The sequence below is a fragment of the Aquimarina aquimarini genome, from assembly GCF_900299535.1.
Taxonomy (GTDB): domain Bacteria; phylum Bacteroidota; class Bacteroidia; order Flavobacteriales; family Flavobacteriaceae; genus Aquimarina; species Aquimarina aquimarini.
This window is the reverse complement of sequence record NZ_OMKE01000014.1, coordinates 62,132-81,936: the sequence shown is the minus strand read 5'-3', so window position 1 is coordinate 81,936 and position 19,805 is coordinate 62,132. Positions and strand designations below refer to the sequence as shown.

Below are 19,805 nucleotides of genomic sequence, written 5' to 3'. Positions count from 1 at the left end.
TAAACGAAAAAAAACAGTTGCTTAGTATATTTTTTGACTAATAAAGTGTTAAAGACTAGCAAAATTAATAGATTTTTGCACTATAACATCCAGATACTTTGGTAGATTCTTTTTTTGCCATGGATGTCTCGCTCCAAATATATGATCAGATCCTTCTACCAAAAATAACTCACTATCACGATTCCATGAGTTTATTTTTTTGCCTTCTTCTACATCAACTGTAGGGTCATCTGTGCCATGAACAATCAAATAAGGAATTTTGATTTTTGTAACAGCTTTTGCAATAGTTAATCGCTCTTCATCTTCTATAAAAGATGTATAAAACTGAAAATAATGTGGCATTCTCTGTTGGGTTCTTCCGTTTTCAACATACATTACTTTATTCTCTCTCCATTCATCAAAGGCTTTTCCCTTTGGGAATCGATTTTTATAATCTGAAACCCCTGCCCAGGTTATTAATTTGGTAACTCTTGTATCTTCTACAGCCTTTATCGTTACAATACCTCCTCCTCGTGAATGCCCTATCAAGGTAATGTTTGAAGTGATTATTTCTTTATTATATTCAAAATCAGAAGATGTAACCCAATCAATTACAGTTTCTAAGTCGTCTAATTCTTTATTATAATTATTATTTGCAAAAGCTTCGAGATCAGGAAAATCAATTGGTTGTTTTGCAGTCCCTCCATTATGAGAGAAATTAAATTTCACAAAGAAAAAACCTGCATTTGCAAAAGAATTTGCTACCAAATCCCATGCTCCCCAATCTTTGAACCCCTTATATCCATGACAAAAAATAACAATAGGTTTCTGTAATTCATTCTCTAAATAAAAAACATCGGCTAGAATTGGCTTGTTATGTTTTCCTTCTATATATATATTATTATTACGTGTAGTCATAGTTATACTTCTTTTTCGATAAACGGAATTTTATTATTAAAAATTTCAGATATCATTTTTGTAACTTGCCGTAGATACTCTTCAAATACAACATTCGTTATTTCATAATTTACCTTACCTCGTACACTTTCTTTGGTTCCAAACCCAAGAAACCCTTCTTGAAGGTTTTTAAACGAAATTATCCCTGCTTGAAAGGCTTGAGAAATCGGATTTTCGTTGTGGCGCATATAAGCATATGCCAAAACTTGTATCACCTTGCTATATTTATAGTCTTCTGTGATCAAATCCCAATCCATTATGACAACATCATTTTTGCTTACTCTACCTGTTTTGTAATCTATAATTCTTACTTGACCATCTAATTCATCGATACGGTCTACTTTTCCTTTGATATATATAGGGAAATCTAATTCAGGGATATGTAATTTGGTTTTTAGATTACTTTCTATCGATATAATTTTTAATTGTCTACCACTGTTCAATACCTTTTCTTCGGTTTTCAAAAAATTATAGATGTATTGTTTTGCTACTTCAAAAATCAAAAGGTTTTTACCTTGTGTAATATCTAGTTTTGTGTATTCTTGTTTGAATTCTTTTTTGAGTTCGGTTTCTATTTGAGTTCTCATTTTTTTGATATCCTCGACTGTAAGAAACTTACCTTCAATTGGTTTATAGAATGTTTCCAGTATATTATGAATAACTGTTCCCAAAGTATTTGCTGCTATGGTTTCTTCTACTTCTTCTGTTTCTTGAACACCTAGAACATATTTGTAGTAAAAGTCTATTGGGTTTCTTATATAGGTTGTTAACGCTGATGGGGATAACCCATGAGCCCCTAATTTTTTTAATCTTGCTATAATATCCTCATTCTTGTCTACTTGTAAGGGGCGGGCAATTAATTTAGGCACTGTTGCAGAGACAATATATTTTGCAAGCTTATGTTTTGGCCTTTTATCTATATCTAGCTGTAAGAGAAACCTGCTTTTCTCTCCTCCTCCAACTCCTTCATTTTCTGTGTTATATAATAAATATACTTTTTTTGCTCTTTGGATCAATCTATAGAAGTGATAGGTATATATTGCATCTTTTTCTTTATAAGTAGGTAGGTTATACGCTCTTTTTAGATCATAAGGAATAAAAGAATTCATACTTTTCCCCGCTGGTAAAACCCCTTCGTTTACAGAGGTTATAATCACTGTCTCAAAATCTAGACAACGCGATTCTAACATTCCCATAAGCTGTAACCCTCTAAAAGGCTCTCCTGCAAAATCTAGTGTTTCTGTTGTCAAAATATCTTTATACAAGGTATATAACGATCCTATTGTAGTAAGATATTGATATGTACTGTGAAGGGTAACTATTTTATTGAATATTAAATGAAAATGATAAACATACTCCAACTCTAACTCGTCTTTGTCTTTATCAAGATTATCTCTAAGTGTTATTAGTATCTTTTTACTGTTCTCTAGTGCAACCGCTACATTTTGCCATGATTCAAATAGTAGTTTAAGAATTTGTTTCTCTTTCTCTGCGACTCCTTCTTGTAGTTTTTCTAGAGTAATGTAGACAATGTTTTCTTTTGATATGGTATTAATTAATCTTGTAGCTTCTAATCCCAATAATCGATATGCAGGTTGACTACTTAAAATCTCAATGATTAATTTATAATATAACCCTTGTGGGTGGGTTGTTTTGTGAAGTGTGAATAATAGCTCAAAAAAAGCTGACAAAGGAACTTCTTTGAGTGGTAATCCCATTGTGATATTTAAAGAGTCTATTGTATCTGGCAAAGAATTAAGTACTGGCTGTAATAAGGTTTCATCTGCAAGTACTAATGCTGTTTTCTCTAATTTTGTTTTGGGTACACTAGCAAGTATTTGGCCTACTGTTTTTGCCTGACCAATATTTTTTGGAACTCCGATAAGTGTAATATCCTTTTCTTGAGAAAAATTATTTTGTATCCATTGAAAAGGTTTCTCTTTATAGTATTCCCATGACTCTCTATATGTTCTTAAAAACAAAGAGGCTTCATGATACGTCTTGTCTATAAAGAACTGATCGGCATCCCAATATATTTTTGCTATACCCGCTTCTAAAAGTCTTTGAAAAATAAGCTGTTCTGCGTTGTTTAATGCATTAAAACCTACTAGAATATGTTTTCTTTTTTCGGTTTTAATATAGTCTTGAATATCTTCTGATGCTTTCCTATACAGTAGCCCTTGATATCCTATCTTTTTTGAAAGAAGCTTGTTTTTGAAATTATCATAATAATCTATTAGACTTTCCCAAAATTTGATATAATTATGAACTAACTCTGTTTTTTCTTTTTGCAAATACCAGTGATTCAAATCCTGTATACCTGATAAATATGTAAAAAAGCTTTTGTGATCTATACAGTATCTATCAATCTCATTAAAGTCATAGATTAATGTTTGCGCCCAATTACTGAAGGTTTCAAAATTTTCTTTTTCTTGTTGAGGGTGTGTTTCTAGATACGTATCATAAAACTCGAATAATGTTTGCACATTATCAATTTGTTGAAGTCCTGATAATTGAACAATAAATTCTTCTATACTTAGAATTATTGGGGCAAAAAGAATTTCATCGGTATAAATTTCTAAAAGTTCTTTTTTAAGAAAAAGCCCTGCTCTTTTACTGGGCACAAGAAAAATTAGATCACTTATTTTTTCTTTAGTGTCATGTAATTCTAGTAATACTTCTTTTAGAAAACTTTTCAAACGAATATGATTTAATATTGGATATGATAATAGTTCCTAAAAATAAAAAACGTCCCGAAAAATTCGGGACGTTTTCAATATTTTATTATTTACAGAGGTGAGTTCTTATTTTACTAAGTTAATCTCTACACGTCTGTTTTCTGCTCTACCTTTTCTAGTTTTGTTAGAAACGATAGGTCTATCTTCACCATAACCAACAGCTGATAATCTAAACTGATCGATACCATGCTCTGTTAAGTAGTTCTTAACTGCATTTGCTCTAGAGTCAGATAATCTCTGGTTAAGTTTAGCACTTCCTACACTATCAGTGTGACCTTCTACTGTAAATTTAGCATTAGGATACTCTTTTAAGATACCGATGATATCTCCAAGTACTTTATTTGATTGTGCTTTGATTGTAGATTTACCAGAATCAAACAAGATAGTTTTTGCATACTCATTAAGTGTCTTTTGTACCTCTTCAGTTACTTCAGGACAACCTTTGTTTGCAACAGTTCCTGCAACATCAGGACAGTTATCATCTTTGTCTATTACTCCGTCACCATCTTTATCTTGGTAAGGACATCCGTTGTTAGCAGCTGGTCCAGCTTCATTAGGACAACCATCTTTACCATCAGCGATTCCATCACCATCAGCATCAGGACAACCGTTAAGTGCAGCTAATCCAGCTTCAGTAGGACAATCATCTTTAGGATCTGGAACTCCGTCACCATCAGTGTCAGGACATCCATTGAACTCAGCAGTACCTGCAGTATCAGGACAGTCATCTTTAGCATCAGTGATTCCGTCACCATCAGTATCAGGACATCCGTTGAATTCTTCTAAACCTGGTACTTCTGGACACTCATCATCTTTGTCATATACTCCATCACCATCTGTATCTTTACCTCCGAAAGCGAAAGTAAGTCCTGCAGAATGTTGGAAGTGAGTTGGAGGATAGTTTCCTGCTGGTGCAGCATCGTAATCTTCGAATACATGCTTATAAGTAGACTGAACATTAAATGCTAAATTTTCTGTCAACCAAAAGTTTAATCCAAGAGAACCGTTTAATGTTCCAGCTCCATTTTCATCAATCCAAGTGTATCCACCACCTACACCTAAGTAAGGGTCGAACCAACCTGATTTTAATACGTTTTTAAGGCTATAACTAATTGTACCATCTAAAGCATAGTAAGATAAGTCATCAACATCAACAGGAGTTCCGTCTTCAAGTTCTCCAAAATTTTCTATTTTGTTAACCGATCCTGCTGCTGTAAAAGTAAAACCATCTCCTATATATCTACCAACAGATAATTTGGAAACAGATGGAAGAATGTTCCAGTGGTCGCTAGCATTAAAAAATTCATCGAAAATTTCTCCCTGACTGGTAAGGTCTCCCCCAGTAGGAAAGATGTCAACGGCGTTAATGCCTATAGAAACCGCCCAAGGATTATTCTCATCTTGTGCATTCGCTGTACTAAGTCCTAGTACAAGTATCGAAGCCGCTAAAAATCTGCTAAGATGTTTCATATTCAATAATTTAATTTTTAAGTGTTAATTAGAGCAAATGTAATATGTTAAAAATAACTGTCAAAGATAAATCTAATAAATTTTTCTTAATAGGCCAGTATATATCGCATCTTTGAAGGGAATTGTAGTTTTAATTTACAGTTTTTAAGCCCCAGAAAAAGCAATAATTTTAGCCTTATAAAAGATAAATCACCCTATTTATCTTAATAATTATGATACAATTATAAGATAAAAATACCTTTTATCCTTAAATTTCTGTCAGTAATTATAAAATTGATAGTTTATTTATAAGTACTTAAGAGTAATCTCTTCATTAAAATAAATTAAAATCTTATTCTTTATAATATATCCCATCTTCTCTAAAATTAATGCATATTGTTCTACTTGATGGGTATGTGTATTATCATGAACACCTGTTTTGTAATCTATTATTGTAGTCATATTATTAGTGCCCATTATTATTCTATCAGGACGCACTAGTTTTCCATTATAGATAATATCTCTTTCATTATATATAATGACATCTTCAGAAAAATACTGAGAAAGTTTAGGGTGATTCACAATATTACTGATTTCTTTATAAAGAATCTTTTTTTCAGAAATCGTAATTTCTCCTTTTTGATATGCCTCCTCAACAACCTTTTCTACATCTTTATATGTCTGTACAGAAGCCATAAGATCATGTACCAAGTTTCCTTTTTCTATTGCGTTTTGCTGAGAAGTATCCCACAATTTACCAGAATTGGTGATAATATGTACTTTGTATTTTGCTGGGGTCGCTTCAAATTTTGAGAGCTTGATTACTCTTGGCTTATCCTCGACACTAGCTGTATGAGTACTATCGGGTTTATGTGGATTTCCAAAAACATATTCTGTAGTATTAGAATCCCATTTTCCTAAATATTTTAAATATGAAATTAACTTACCTGAAAAAGTATTGGGATTACTTTCTCCTCGAGAATTTAATTTCATATTAGAAATTACATACAACTGTTCTTTTGCTCTGGTAAGCACTACATATAATAGATTAAAAGCATCTAATTCTAATTGTGCTTGTCGATTTAAAACAATGTTTTGTGCATGCTCACCATACTCTACTATTCCTTTATTGTAATTAATAAACACTTCATCAAACCCTTTATAATTATCACTTTCTACAGTCAGCCATGTTTTGGGCTCTATCTCTTCATAGATATCGATATTTGCATATGGATAGATAACACAAGAAAACTCAAGCCCTTTAGCTTTATGTATTGTCATAATTTGTATGGCTTCTTCTGTTTCTGGGGCTACAATACTTAATGTATCTTTATGAGCAAGCCAATATGACAAAAATCCAGAAATCCCTTCTGTATGTCGTTGCGTAAAAGCAAAGATAATATCTAGAAAAAATTGCAAATATGCAGAAGCAGTATTTGCGAGCGAAAAACTAGTTATAATATATTCTACTGCATCATATAATGGTTTTATTGCTAGATCAGTAAAATTAAAATAAACTCCTAAATCTTGTAATGCTGATGAAAATTCTTGCTTAGTACTTGACATCATATTTTGCAAAAAAGAATGTTTCTCTACAATTGAAAACTTATCTGTTAAAAAATGTAATACATTAATTTTTGATTGCAAATGGTCTGATTGTATGTGCCATGTGAGTAAATTCACAATAAATACCACTTCTGGAGCATTATTAACCAATAAGGTTTCTGAAGAGATTATTGATATTCCTTTTTGAGTAAGAAAATCTGCTATAATAGCTCCTTCTTTTTGTTTACGCACAATAATACAAATATCATTATACGCATACCCTTTATTAGCCAACTCTAGTATTGTGCGATGCACTTTTTCTGGGTACATCTCATTTTCCTGAGATACATTTTTTGCTTCTATAAATGATACGTTTACGTATCCATCTTTTTTTGAGTTTACTTCTTGCTTATTTCCTGATAAATATAGCTCTTGATGTTTCGTATCACTAAAATCCTTTGACAAATAGGTAAATAAGTTATTATTAAATGTAATAACCTCTTCATGGCTACGGTAGTTTCTAGGCAAGTCCAGCACTTGTTTTTCTTGTACCGAAAAAGGGTTTTTACCCGAAGACAGGTCGATTAATTGCTCTGCTTTTCCACCTCTCCAACGATATATTGCTTGTTTGGCATCTCCTACTATTGTAATTTTTCCTCTTTTTCCTGTTAGGGTTTCTGTAGAAACTGCATTATCAATAAGTGGTATCAGGTTGTTCCATTGCAACTCTGATGTGTCTTGAAACTCATCAATAAAATAATCTCTATAACGCTCGCCTAAGCGTTCATATATAAAAGGAGCTGGTTGCCCTTGAATTGTTCTACTTATAATCGTATTAAACTCTGATATCAATAAAATTTTTCTTTCTTTTTTTATTGCTAACAGTTCTTTATTTATAGCATTCAATACAGAAAGTGGAGTCAAATTCTTGACTATATTTTGAAAAAAACCTACTTCTATTAATCGTTCTTTTGTTGCTAGAAAATTTTCTTCAATGACTGGTCTTATGGTATCTATTAATTCTTTTTTATAACTATCTAATTTTGCTCCGTAAAAAGAAGCTTCTTTTATATTTTGTTTCCAGGCTGCCTTGAAATCAATTTTCACATCACCTTCTGCCAATTTCAAAAAATGCTTAGGAATCGAACTACGGGTAAAATCTGTATACTCAACCCCTTGATCTGTTATTAATTGTAGTGTATTTTTTGATTCTGTAACAATCTCTTTTTTTCCACTTTCAATTTTTTGTTTCAAATATTGCTTGAGAGATTCAAAATCTTCAATTTGCTTACCCGAAAGTTTATTGAGATTCTCTCTATCGTTTTCACTAAATAACAATCTAGCAACCTTATTTAGCTCTATGGTTATATCCCAACTTTTATCATCTTCTAATTTGCTTATCGCAAAATCAATAATGAGTTTGGTGAGTTCTTTATCTAATCCTATTTTGGCAATCACTGCATCTACGGCTTCTTTGACTAATGAATCTGTATCCATCTCGATCTCAAAATTCATAGGAATGCCAAGATCATGGGCAAATGTTCTTATTACTCTATGTGTAAATGTATCAATAGTCACTACATCAAATGCAGCATAATTATGAAGAATACTTCTAAGAATTCGTTTTGCCTTTTGTTTGAGATCCTGCTCGGTAATTTCTGTCTCTATACTTAACTCTTTCAACAGATCTTGATACTTAGTTGGTGTATCAGGTTTACTAATAGCAACCAGATTCTCTAAAATTCTGGTTTTCATTTCGGCAACTGCCTTATTTGTAAAGGTTATTGCCAAAATATTCCTATAGCTATCTTTAAATTCTCCTGTAAATAAAGCTATTAAGTATGCTTTGACTAAAGTATACGTTTTACCTGCTCCAGCGGCAGCATTATAAATCGTAAAGGCAGTGGTAGGACTCAATTCTTTTTTTTGTCTAAAATACTAAATGCCGTCGTATTTATACTGAGTGTTTGTTTTTTTAGTTTAATTAAACTCATGATCAAAACCTCTATTTATAACAAAATGCAGTATTCTCTTGAGAACTAGATTCATTAATTAATTGAATAACCACTTCATCAAATAAAGGCGCATCCAATTTCTTTTCTTGTACCACTTTATTGTATAGTTCAAAAAAACATTGTGGCCTATTTATAGTGTTAATCAATTCTTTGTGATACCCATTCTCATTAATTGTTTTTGCCATATAAAACCCAACTACGTGCCCATAAAAAGGCAGTGCTTCACTTACAAAATCCCAAGTGTATGTCTTATTTTTATTTTGCGATATGGTTACTAATTTTTTATTTAATTGAGAAATACGCATTTTTCCATTTGCAAATTCACTTCTTATAAATGTTAAATATTCGGGTGAAGTAGTTTTTACTTTAGGGTTCAAGTATCCTCTTTCCTTATCTATTAAATCCGCAATTCCTTCTTTTTGAGACTGGTATACTATTTTCTGAACAAGTTCTTTAGTTTTATCAAGAGTCTTGTTTCTTTCTTTGGCACTATTAGTTTTATAACTATCTAAAACATAATGATGTAATTCATGACCTAATGTTCCTCCTTTGTCTATTTTATCAATAAAATATGAAAGTAATAAATCCATACACACTCCCGATTGGTTTGCATGCGCATTTTCTCCGAATAAAATTATATTGATAATCGGGGTTTTATAATTCTTATATTTTTCTGGTAAAAACTCATTGGTTTTATCAATCATAGCCTCATAAACCTCTTGACCCCTCATCCAATTTATATGTTTTTTTAAGGCCTCTCTCGACCGATCAGTTTCTATAAGGTGTGAATACATCGATTTCTGAAAAACATCTCCATATCTAAATATACTATCTTTTGTTTTTTTATTTTCAGGATAAAAACATATTGATAATCTCTCTTTTATCATTTCAGGTGTCGTACCATTGGCAGATTCTATTACTTTATATCCTTGATGATTCAATAACTTATCCCACAAAACATCAGAAGGGTATTGACTATTTTTTAATGAATCTACTACCTCCCAATAATCATAAACAGCTTCAAAATTAAAACGAGAAGCAGCATCCTTACTAACACTAGGTTTTTTATTACCACAACCAACAGCAAATAACAAAATAGACAATAAGCATGTGTGTTTTATAAAATCCATAGTATGTATATTAAAACTGAAGTTTGAATTTCCCCCTCAGTAAACATACAAAATTGACTGATTATAGTCTTAAACTATATAAAAAAATTAGCTATTTAATTAATTTATAACAATTATAAATTTTTATTCATCATTCTAATTGTTAAATTTGGTGTCATTTTTATTTTTTATTAATCAAAAACAGTCACGTATGTCATTTGAACTACCAAAATTAAACTACGCTTTTGATGCGTTAGAACCTCATATAGATGCTCGTACCATGGAAATTCATCATGATAAGCATCATGCTGGATACACCAATAAATTAAATGCTGCAATTAAAGGAACTGACCTTGAAGGTAAAACCATCGAAAATATCCTTATTAATCTTGATATGACGAATGGAGCTGTTAGAAATAACGGTGGAGGATATTATAATCACAGTCTGTTCTGGGAAGTAATGTCTCCAAACGGTGGCGGTAAGCCTTCTGGTGAGCTTGCTGATGCAATAAATGCAGCTTTTGGTTCTTTTGAGGCCTTCAAAGATGCTTTTTCTAAAGCAGCAGGAACTAGATTTGGTTCTGGATGGGCTTGGTTATGTGTTCACCAAGGAGGAAAAGTAGAGGTTTGCTCTACTCCTAACCAAGACAATCCAATAATGCCAGGAATTGGTTGTGGAGGAACTCCTATACTAGCATTAGACGTTTGGGAGCACGCATATTACCTAAATTATCAAAATCGTCGCCCAGATTATGTTTCCGCATTTTTTAACGTAATTGACTGGAACGAAGTTTCTAGCAGATACGCTCAAGGAAAATAATAATTGGTATTTTAATAAAAAAGGAGTGATTAATTCTTTAAGAATTAATCACTCCTTTTTTTATACTATACAATTGTCTTATGACTAAGTCTTTTCTTTATAGTAGTTATAAAACTATCTTATCAATAATAGCCGATACCTTTATACTTAAATAGAAGCTCTTAGAGTACGGTTCAGATAAATACGAAGAAGAATTTCTTGATTAATCAAAATAGTTGCTTAAACAACATGATAGCTCTTAATTTGTATATCCTATAAATCAATAGTCTTGCGTATATGAAGAATTACGAAATGCTATAAAATAAAAAAAGGTGGAAGATCCACCTTTTTTTGCCCCAAATCTACCATGAACTTAACCTACTTATGCTATGGCTCTGCTAATATAAAGCGTTATTTCATTGTGGAAAAATGTTTTAGATGAAAGGTCAAAATACTTGTTGAACTACACAATTTAACCTATTTTAACAGCAAACATTTTCTTTTTTTAGTACGCTCTTTCGTCGTTCCCTTCAAAAAAGTTTATAAATGCCTTATTTACAACCCTATTACCTCCAGCAGTTGGGTAATCTCCAGTAAAATACCAATCTCCTAAATTCTTAGGGCACGCCTTATGAAGGTTGTCTACTGTTTGATAAATAATCTTTACATCAGCATTAACAGACGTATCACTTAACAATTCTGAGATCTTATCACTTATTTCCTGATCAGAAAACCCATCATAGATTTCTTTTACAAAGTTTTGCACTTCAGAATCTTCAAGATTCTCCTGAGCCTTGCATTTTTCGTAAACTTTCTCTACCAGATCATAATTACCATTTTCTTTTAAAAGCTCTAACGATGCCTGAAAAGCAATTAACCCTTCTAATCGTGCCATATCAATCCCATAACAATCTGGATAACGAATCTGTGGAGCAGAAGAAACAATAACTATTTTTTTAGGCTTCAACCTATCTACCATTTTAATGATACTCTTTTTTAGTGTAGTTCCTCTAACAATACTATCATCAATTATTACTAGATTATCTTCTTCTTTTACTACTCCGTAAGTCACATCATATACGTGAGCTACCAAATCATCTCTACTACTATCTTCTGTAATAAAAGTACGAAGCTTGGCATCTTTGATTGCTATTTTTTCTGTTCTTAATCTATAAGAAAGAATCTGCGACAAACGCTCATCAGTAAGTCTTTCTTTTTCTGATAATATGGTCTCATTCTTTTGCTTATTCAGCTCATCTTGCGCTGCTTCTACCATACCATAAAAAGAGGTTTCTGCAGTATTAGGTATAAAAGAAAAGACTGTATTTACTGTATCATGATCAATTTCTTCCAGAACTTGAGGCATGATCAACTTTCCTAAACTTTTTCTTTCCTTATAAATTTCAGCATCACTACCTCTAGAAAAATAAATACGCTCAAAAGAACATGCTTTTCTCTCTAAAGGATCTATAATCTTACTTATAGATGTTTTTCCGTCTTTTTTTACAATGATTGCCTTTCCTGGATCCAGTTCAGAAACATCATCAAAATCGACATTAAATACTGTTTGTATTACAGGTCTTTCTGATGCTACAACAACTACTTCATCATCTTTGTAGTAGTATACTGGTCTTATTCCCGCAGGGTCTCTTAAAACAAAAGCGTCGCCATGCCCAAGCATTCCTGCCATTGCATATCCACCATCCCAATCTCTTGATGATTTCTTAAGGATTTTAGCAACATTTAGTCTTTCTGCTATTTGCGGAGAAGCTTCGTTCTTATTAAATCCTTCTTTCTTTAACTTCTTATATAACTTAGCCACTTCTGAATCTAGAAAGTGACCTATCTTTTCCATTACAGTTACAGTATCTACTTTATCTTTTGGATGTTGCCCTAATCTTACCAAATTATTAAATAAGACATCATTATTGGTCATATTAAAGTTACCTGCAACAATAAGGTTACGATGCATCCAGTTATTTTGTCTTAAAAAAGGATGAACACTCTCTACACTGTTTTTACCAAATGTACCATAACGCACATGCCCAAGAAGTACTTCTCCTATATATGGAATGTTCTTTTTCTGTTCTGCTACGTCATCTGCATATTCAGGATGACTAACCAATTCTTTATTAATCCTATCATTGATCTGAGAAAAAATATCTTGTATTGGTTGCGATTCACTTGATCGCACTCTACTTATATATCTTTCTCCAGGAGCTGTATCCAGCTTAATACTAGCGAATCCAGCACCATCTTGACCACGATTATGCTGTTTTTCCATCATTAGATACATTTTATTTACTCCATAAAATGCACTTCCGTATTTCTCTTTATAATACTCTAACGGTTTTAATAATCTGATAAATGCTATACCGCATTCGTGTTTTAACGCATCACTCATTGTATTCCAAAAATTCTAAACTGTTGTTGTGTTAGGTAAACCATAATTAAAAAAGCCCCAAACAATTGCGCTTTAGGGCCTATATTTATTTCAAGATAATTCTATCTCGAATTGTGTCAAATCCTTAAACTGCTTAAGCCGTTTTTGAACTTCGTCTCGCTTTAAGTCTTCCATTCTTTCTGTACCAAATTTTTCTACACAAAAAGATGCTAAATTAGATGCATGAATAATGGCTTTCTTCATATTATCAAATGATATATCATTTGTTTTTGTCAGGTATCCTGAAAAACCACCTGCAAAAGTATCTCCAGCTCCCGTAGGATCAAAAACTTCTTCTAGTGGTAATGCAGGAGCAAAGAAAATCTGTTCTTTATGAAATAAGAGCGCTCCATGTTCTCCTTTTTTTATTACTACATATTTTGGCCCCATCTTTTCGATAGCTCTAGCTGCTTTTACCAAAGAATATTCTCCGCTCAATTGCCTAGCCTCTTCATCATTAATAGTAATGACATCTACTTTAGCAATTACTTTAAGAAGGTCTTCTAGAAAAGCATCTTCCATCCAAAAATTCATTGTATCTAATATAGCTAGTTTTGGTTTGGTTGTAAGTTGCTCCAAAACACCAAGCTGTACTAGTGGATTTAGATTTCCCAACATCACTATATCGGCATCTTTATAACTATCTGGTACCATTGGATTAAAATCAGCAAGTACATTAAGTTGAGTGTCTAATGTATCTCTTGAGTTCAAGTCATTATGATATCTACCACTCCAAAAAAATGTTTTTCCTCCTTTTACGACTTCTACTGCAGAAGTGTCGATGTTTTTCTCCTGAAGTTTTGAAAGATAATCTGTTGGAAAATCTTCTCCTACTACAGAAACAATCGCAGAAGAAATGTTGAAATTAGAGGCTGAAAGTGCAATATAAGGTGCTGCTCCACCTAATATTTTATCAGTTTTACCAAATGGGGTTTCTATTGCATCAAAGGCAATAGAACCTACAATAAGTAATTTGCTCATAAACTAGCGTTATTTTTTTTGCAAATATACGTTTTAGTTTTAAGTAGTAAAGACCGTTTGATGCAAACTTACCTTCAAAATCAGTAGATATTTTTCTTAGCTTTTTCTTAGATAAATATTATCACTTTTAAATCATTCTATTAAATAAAGATATTATATCTCTCTTTAAATATTCCACCTTCAAACACTCTTGATCAGTTAGGTTATTCGACAACGAGTCAATCTTGAGTAAAAAGCATAGACTTCAAAAGGGTTTTCTGCATTTTTATCACAAAATCAACAATAGCAAATCACTAACCAAAACACATTAAACAACACACAAATGTTAAAATTTACGTAAAAAAATTAAATAAATCTTAAAATATTTATAAAAAATAAACGTTATTTGCAATAACTCAAACTTATACTAATTATGAAAAAACTAAATTTAGCTAAACTAGCTTTAGTTACGTTATTCTCGATTTTATTATTCAACTGTGAGAAGAATTCTGACGATGTTATCGAAACAAATCAGGATACAGCTGCAAAAAGCGCTCATGTTTGTATCGAAAAATGGGATACCAATCAATCAAAAGCTGCAAGTCTTAAATCAAAGCAGTGGGAGCCTGGACAAACAATTCGTGTTAAATTTTTAAATGGAAATAGTTATGTACAATCCAAAGTACGACAATATGCCGTAGAATGGGAAAACCATGCGAATCTAAAATTTGAATGGGTATCTTCAAACAGTAGTGCCAATATCAAAATTGGTTTTAAAGAAGGTCAATTTGCAGATGATGGGGGGTCTTGGTCATATTTAGGAACAGATTCTAATAACCATGCTCATAGTATGCATTTTGGATGGTTTAATAACAATACTTCTGACACAGAGTTTAGAAGAACTACTATTCATGAATTTGGTCATGCGCTTGGTTTGATTCATGAACATCAAAATCCTGTTGCTGGAATTAACTGGGATAAAGAAGCTGTCTATGCGTATTATGCAGGACCACCTAATAACTGGAGTAGAGCACAGGTAGATAATAATCTATTCAGACGCTATGAAAAAAATATTTCTAATTATAGTGTATATGATCCAAAATCTATCATGCATTATCCTATTCCTGCAGAACACACCACAGATCGTGTTGCTGTAGGAAGCAATTCTCAATTATCTGCAACAGATAAATCTTTTATAGCTACTATTTATCCAGGTTCTAGTACTGGTGGTGGTAACTGTGATGGTGTATCTGAATATAATGGTAGTGTTTCTTATTCTGTTGGAGATAAGGTAACATATCAAGGTAATTTATATCAAAAAACAGCTAGTGGATGGAATAACCTTGGCGCATGTGATAGCACTCCTAATAACGATATTTGTAGTGGTGTAGCTGCATATAATGGTAATGCTTCTTATTCTGTTGGGGATAAGGTAACATTTCAAGGAAGCTTATATCAAAGAACAGCTAGTGGATGGAATAATCTTGGTGCATGTGGTAACTAAAAAACGGTAATCACGTATCAATTATTTGATACTCTAGATTAATAAATTATTTTTAAAGAAATGCTCCAGATAAACACTGGAGCATTTTTTGTAAATTCACTTTTATAGAACTTCTTTGTTTTATTTAAGTTGCAACTTCTCCAACAACTGCTCTATATTTTCTTTTGATTTTTTACTTACAAGATAACATTACTAACAATTGTAAGTATAGTATTCTTTGATAGCATAAAAAACAAGGGGGGTTTGAACATTTATTTCTCATAATAGTATAAAAACTAAACATCTCAAAAAATTCAGCTCTTAGTTCCTTAATTATTTATTGTCTTAACAACAATTTTTTTCTTCCTAATCACCAACCACTCTTTAAAAATAAATTTATCTATTTTGAACGGTGATGGTTTATCTCTTTTGAAAGTATAACTTTATTATTACCGTCCATAATTTTTAATCTATAATTTCCCTCTGGCAACTCTAATTCTATAGTGTTATCTTTTACAGAAAGGATTTTGTTTTTTATAGGGATGCTGTTATTTTTTAATTTTAAATATTCTTTTTCAAGAAAAACCGATACTAATACGTCTTCATTTTTATATGTTTTGAGTGTTTTTTCTTCAGAAGAAAATAAAAAAACTGTATTTTCTTTGTACACCTTTTTTAAATTTGGCTTGATTGTATTGATAAGGAAATAATCAACTCCTGAATTTATCAACTCCGATTGATTGAAATATTTTGATTCCAAAAGAATTGTATCGGCATTCGTATTTGCAATTATTTCGACTTGATCAATAGTAAGAGGGTTAATTCCTGATAATTCTTTAAAATATCCTGCCATCATTTTCTTTACAGGGTTATATTCGAGAATATGATCAATGCCAGCATACACGAATATTTTTGCATCGGGATCCTTATCAATTATTTTTATTAAATTCTCAGCTTGTGCTTTCTCACGATTATTAGATACATCATCATCATAACCAACTATATGATATCCTAACGCTAGAGCTTTTCTGATAAAAATCCCAAAATAAGGTTCTCTTGTATAATATCCTGTGCTCTTAGCAGGGATTCCCCTCTCATTAAGAATGCTATCTTGATCTTTATTTACCGCTTCGATAGCCAAATAATTAAAACCATTTTCTTTAAGTATAGGTAATAGACTATGTGCAAATATTCTATGATTAGGACTCCAATGGTTTTCATTCAGCATTACTACTTTTTTATGTTTTGATACATTTTTTATTTGTGGTAGAACTCCTTTTTTGTTAGGATGATTTGATATAGTAGCTAAAACATCCTCGGTAATTTTTTTAAGGTTTTGGGTTCTTTTGGAATCATATTTTTTAATTAGTTCTTGATACCTCTTATTGCTTGTATCATTAGACAAGATAGTTGTGTATAACTGAAAATTTAGCCATTGATTTCGTTGTTTTGTATTAATTGGCGCTTGATCTAACTTGTTTAACAGGTATAGAAAATTATTTTCATACCGATACGTATTAAATATATCAATAAGTTGAACTTGATCTTCAATATTAGAATTAAATTTAAATGATTTTATGATTTTATCTCCATCTCTCAACATCGTTAGGTTTGATTTATGAGATCCAATTGCACTTATATATAGTTTGATTTCTTTTCCTTTGGTACTTTTTTTGTAAATTACTTTCTGATTTTTAAAGTCATTAAGGAGTAGAGTATCTGTGGATTTTTTTATTTTTTTATTTTCCCGATATGTTATAATTACCTCATATTTGGGATCTTTTGCTCTTCCATAAAGGATTATATTTTTTTTTATTGAATGGTTCTTTTTAAGAAATTTTGTGTGAATTTCTTTTTCGCCTATTGTATAAAAATTAATATCCCCAAAAAACCGACCACTTATCTTTAAAAAATTATTATAGTATACAACTCCATTATGATAATTATGTTTTCGGTACATTTTTGATGAAGAACAACCTGAAGAAATACTAAATAGAACTATACTGCTGAAAAAGAATATCAATTTAAGCATTCCATTTTTTTGTTTTAGGGTCATATTTACAAGGTGTTAAGTGATAATACTGATTACTTTTTGAATCAAAAATTGGAATACGATTATCAGGACATGCATACCTAAATTCACAACTATTACAGATTTCTACTTGATCTTTTGTAACTTTCCACAATGAGGTGATATCTGAAGATGTAATTATTTCACATAGTATATCTCCCACGTTACATTTTTAAATATATTATTTTTTTCTTCAATTAAAATTAATTGTTTTGTCTCTAATTTATCGATTTGTTTTAATAGATTTTTTTTTAAATTCTTAAAAACTATCTATTTCAATACTTAAAAAAAAAATAATTAGAAAAAAATGAAACTAAACTTAGCGTAAAACGATTATATAAATTAGCAGAAATCCTAGAAACACCAGTAATTGATTTGCTAGATATTAAGGCTAAAAATATTTATAATCAACATATGCAAGACCAGTCTATTGATCATCAAGAAATAGAAAACCTCTATCAAGAGAGTAAAGAAAAAATGGAAAAGATCATTGCTTTATACGAAGCTCGATTACAGGATAAAGATGATCTAATTGCTCTTTTAACCAAAAAGTAATTTTAAAAAACTTTAATTCTACTTCCTACCAAAATCGGCAGGTATTTCTCCCCATGCTTTGGTTTCCCATTTTACAATGGTAGTAGTATAGGTGTTTTCTTTTAGCCATGTTATGGCTCGATCCACCAGCTCAAACATCGCTTTATTTTTTGGAGTTCTTTTTAGTTTTGTTCTACATGTTTTTTGTTTTACCCATCCTATTGCTATTTTAGAATCAGAATAAATAATGCGATCACTATTTTTCTTTTTGAGGTAGGCCAACCCATGAACTAATGCCAAAAATTCTCCTATATTATTTGTTCCTTGTTTAAAAGGCCCTTGATGAAAAAGTTGTTTTTGCGTTTGGGTATCTACGCCTCGATACTCCATCTTACCAGGATTACCACTAGAGGCTGCATCTACCGCAATAGAATACAGATTAGGTTCTCCTATTTTTGACAATTGTGCTGCAGTAAGTGTTTTTTTAGGTTTACTTTTTCCTTTATAATCATCATAATTCCCGTTGTATGCCTTTTTGGCAACATCAAAAGAATCAAAAGATTTATATTTTGCTCCTGCATACCCTGCTACTGCAGCCTTACAATCTTTCCAGCTTCTATAAATTCCTGACTTATGCCCTTCCCACACTACATAAAACTTCTCTTTCTTAGCCATTACTATTAATTGATTGTTATTAATTTTGGATGTAATATATCACAAACCATAGGGTCATTTTGTAGGAAATAGTAGTTTTTCTATAACAGCAGGAAAATACTTATACTCTAATTGATGTATTGCCTGAGCAACATCATCAGCAGAGTCTTCTTCAGACACAAGCGTTTTTGCTTGAAAAATGATCGCTCCTTCATCATAATGTTCATTTACATAATGAATAGTGATTCCGCTTTCTTTTTCTTTATTTCTTACTACAGCTTCATGTACATGGTGGCCATACATTCCTTTACCACCATATTTTGGCAATAGAGCTGGGTGCACATTTATAACTTTATCAGGAAAAGAATCTATGATCTTTTTCGGAAAAATCCATAAAAATCCAGCAAGGACAATTACATCTGGTTTGGCATCTTTTAAGACATTAAGTACTTCATTTGTGTCATAAAATGACGCTTTGTCAAAGTGTAAAGCCTTTACCCCCAGTGCATGAGCTCTTTTTAATACTTTGGCACGCAGGTTGTTAGAGAACACATGTGTAACCTCAGCAATTTTTTGCTCATGGAAATATTTTATGATATTTTCGGCATTGGTACCAGATCCGGAAGCAAAAATTATAATACGTTTCATAAAGATTGGAAAATTGTTAATTTAGAGAACACAAAAAAAATAATTATTATTCATTTTTAGGTAGCAAAAACGCAATACTTCGCTATATTTGATAAAATACAAGCACATTTTTATGGGATTGTGGGGTTTTAAAATAAAGTTTTTTATTTTTGCCACCTAATTTAAAAATTAAAATTAAACATTATGTCAGACATTGCATCAAGAGTAAAAGCGATAATCGTTGACAAATTAGGAGTAGACGAAAACGAAGTTGTAAATGAAGCTAGTTTCACAAACGACCTAGGCGCTGATTCGTTAGACACTGTAGAATTGATCATGGAATTCGAAAAAGAATTTGACATTCAGATTCCAGACGATCAAGCTGAGAACATTGCAACAGTAGGTCAAGCAATATCTTATATTGAAGACGCAAAGTAGTAAT

At 31.6% G+C, this 19,805-nt stretch carries 15 protein-coding genes; 4 read left to right on the top strand and 11 right to left on the bottom strand.

Features of this window, described 5'->3' with window-relative positions; translation table 11 throughout:
* Positions 1-48: 48 nt before the first annotated feature.
* From DG508_RS08595 to DG508_RS08575, 5 genes are all read right to left on the bottom strand, one after another.
* Positions 49-897: an alpha/beta hydrolase family protein gene (locus DG508_RS08595; protein ID WP_108867755.1), complete on the bottom strand. Its 849-nt coding sequence runs from the start codon at positions 895-897 to the stop codon at positions 49-51.
* Between the two features lie 2 nt (positions 898-899).
* Positions 900-3,635 (bottom strand): PD-(D/E)XK nuclease family protein, encoded by a 2,736-nt coding sequence (locus tag DG508_RS08590; protein WP_108867754.1) that lies wholly within the window; start codon positions 3,633-3,635, stop codon positions 900-902.
* Positions 3,636-3,740: 105 nt separating this feature from the next.
* A complete protein-coding gene (locus DG508_RS08585) occupies positions 3,741-5,144 on the bottom strand; it encodes an OmpA family protein (RefSeq protein WP_108867753.1) in 1,404 nt (467 codons plus the stop codon).
* Positions 5,145-5,429: 285 nt separating this feature from the next.
* A complete protein-coding gene (locus DG508_RS08580; RefSeq protein ID WP_108867752.1) occupies positions 5,430-8,585 on the bottom strand; it encodes a UvrD-helicase domain-containing protein in 3,156 nt (1,051 codons plus the stop codon).
* Positions 8,586-8,673: 88 nt separating this feature from the next.
* A complete protein-coding gene (locus tag DG508_RS08575; protein ID WP_108867751.1) occupies positions 8,674-9,813 on the bottom strand; it encodes a DUF5700 domain-containing putative Zn-dependent protease in 1,140 nt (379 codons plus the stop codon).
* A gap of 190 nt (positions 9,814-10,003) precedes the next feature.
* Here DG508_RS08575 and DG508_RS08570 point away from each other — a divergent pair, with 190 nt between their 5' ends.
* Complete coding sequence (locus tag DG508_RS08570) at positions 10,004-10,612, top strand: superoxide dismutase (protein WP_108867750.1); 609 nt, start codon at positions 10,004-10,006, stop codon at positions 10,610-10,612.
* A gap of 484 nt (positions 10,613-11,096) precedes the next feature.
* Here DG508_RS08570 and DG508_RS08565 read toward each other — a convergent pair whose 3' ends face one another.
* Complete coding sequence (locus DG508_RS08565; RefSeq protein ID WP_108867749.1) at positions 11,097-12,995, bottom strand: amidophosphoribosyltransferase; 1,899 nt, start codon at positions 12,993-12,995, stop codon at positions 11,097-11,099.
* A 90-nt stretch (positions 12,996-13,085) separates the two neighbouring features.
* Complete coding sequence (locus tag DG508_RS08560) at positions 13,086-14,015, bottom strand: PfkB family carbohydrate kinase (protein WP_108867748.1); 930 nt, start codon at positions 14,013-14,015, stop codon at positions 13,086-13,088.
* 412 nt (positions 14,016-14,427) lie between these two features.
* On the opposite strand from DG508_RS08560, the gene DG508_RS08555 reads away from it, so the two are divergent.
* Entirely contained in the window at positions 14,428-15,498 is a 1,071-nt protein-coding gene (locus tag DG508_RS08555; protein WP_108867747.1) for a M12 family metallopeptidase, read from the top strand.
* 379 nt (positions 15,499-15,877) lie between these two features.
* On the opposite strand, the gene DG508_RS08550 is transcribed toward DG508_RS08555, so the two are convergent.
* Positions 15,878-17,533 (bottom strand): hypothetical protein, encoded by a 1,656-nt coding sequence (locus DG508_RS08550; RefSeq protein ID WP_108867746.1) that lies wholly within the window; start codon positions 17,531-17,533, stop codon positions 15,878-15,880.
* The gene (locus DG508_RS08545) at positions 17,502-17,711 is read right to left on the bottom strand and encodes a hypothetical protein (RefSeq protein WP_108867745.1); all 210 of its coding nucleotides are present in this window, start codon (positions 17,709-17,711) and stop codon (positions 17,502-17,504) included. Before DG508_RS08545 ends, DG508_RS08550 begins: the two co-directional genes overlap by 32 nt.
* Positions 17,712-17,962: 251 nt before the next feature.
* Between DG508_RS08545 and DG508_RS20985 the strand changes: the two genes are divergently transcribed.
* Positions 17,963-18,103: a hypothetical protein gene (locus tag DG508_RS20985; protein WP_159090765.1), complete on the top strand. Its 141-nt coding sequence runs from the start codon at positions 17,963-17,965 to the stop codon at positions 18,101-18,103.
* A gap of 18 nt (positions 18,104-18,121) precedes the next feature.
* On the opposite strand, the gene DG508_RS08540 is transcribed toward DG508_RS20985, so the two are convergent.
* The gene (locus DG508_RS08540; protein ID WP_103866589.1) at positions 18,122-18,757 is read right to left on the bottom strand and encodes a ribonuclease H1 domain-containing protein; all 636 of its coding nucleotides are present in this window, start codon (positions 18,755-18,757) and stop codon (positions 18,122-18,124) included.
* Between the two features lie 54 nt (positions 18,758-18,811).
* Entirely contained in the window at positions 18,812-19,384 is a 573-nt protein-coding gene (gene purN / locus DG508_RS08535) for a phosphoribosylglycinamide formyltransferase (protein ID WP_108867744.1), read from the bottom strand.
* A gap of 183 nt (positions 19,385-19,567) precedes the next feature.
* Here purN and DG508_RS08530 point away from each other — a divergent pair, with 183 nt between their 5' ends.
* Entirely contained in the window at positions 19,568-19,801 is a 234-nt protein-coding gene (locus DG508_RS08530; protein WP_024768509.1) for an acyl carrier protein, read from the top strand.
* Positions 19,802-19,805: the final 4 nt, after the last annotated feature.

Excerpts from the sequence above, each read along its gene's own strand:
- DG508_RS08595 (WP_108867755.1), bottom strand. The coding sequence starts at position 897 with ATGACTACACGTAATAATAATATATATATAGAAGGAAAACATAACAAG.
- DG508_RS08585 (WP_108867753.1), bottom strand. The coding sequence starts at position 5,144 with ATGAAACATCTTAGCAGATTTTTAGCGGCTTCGATACTTGTACTAGGA.
- DG508_RS08575 (WP_108867751.1), bottom strand. The coding sequence starts at position 9,813 with ATGGATTTTATAAAACACACATGCTTATTGTCTATTTTGTTATTTGCT.
- DG508_RS08570 (WP_108867750.1), top strand. The coding sequence starts at position 10,004 with ATGTCATTTGAACTACCAAAATTAAACTACGCTTTTGATGCGTTAGAA.
- DG508_RS08565 (WP_108867749.1), bottom strand. The coding sequence starts at position 12,995 with ATGAGTGATGCGTTAAAACACGAATGCGGTATAGCATTTATCAGATTA.
- DG508_RS08560 (WP_108867748.1), bottom strand. The coding sequence starts at position 14,015 with ATGAGCAAATTACTTATTGTAGGTTCTATTGCCTTTGATGCAATAGAA.
- DG508_RS08555 (WP_108867747.1), top strand. The coding sequence starts at position 14,428 with ATGAAAAAACTAAATTTAGCTAAACTAGCTTTAGTTACGTTATTCTCG.
- DG508_RS08550 (WP_108867746.1), bottom strand. The coding sequence starts at position 17,533 with ATGACCCTAAAACAAAAAAATGGAATGCTTAAATTGATATTCTTTTTC.
- DG508_RS20985 (WP_159090765.1), top strand. The coding sequence starts at position 17,963 with ATGCAAGACCAGTCTATTGATCATCAAGAAATAGAAAACCTCTATCAA.
- DG508_RS08540 (WP_103866589.1), bottom strand. The coding sequence starts at position 18,757 with ATGGCTAAGAAAGAGAAGTTTTATGTAGTGTGGGAAGGGCATAAGTCA.
- purN (WP_108867744.1), bottom strand. The coding sequence starts at position 19,384 with ATGAAACGTATTATAATTTTTGCTTCCGGATCTGGTACCAATGCCGAA.
- DG508_RS08530 (WP_024768509.1), top strand. The coding sequence starts at position 19,568 with ATGTCAGACATTGCATCAAGAGTAAAAGCGATAATCGTTGACAAATTA.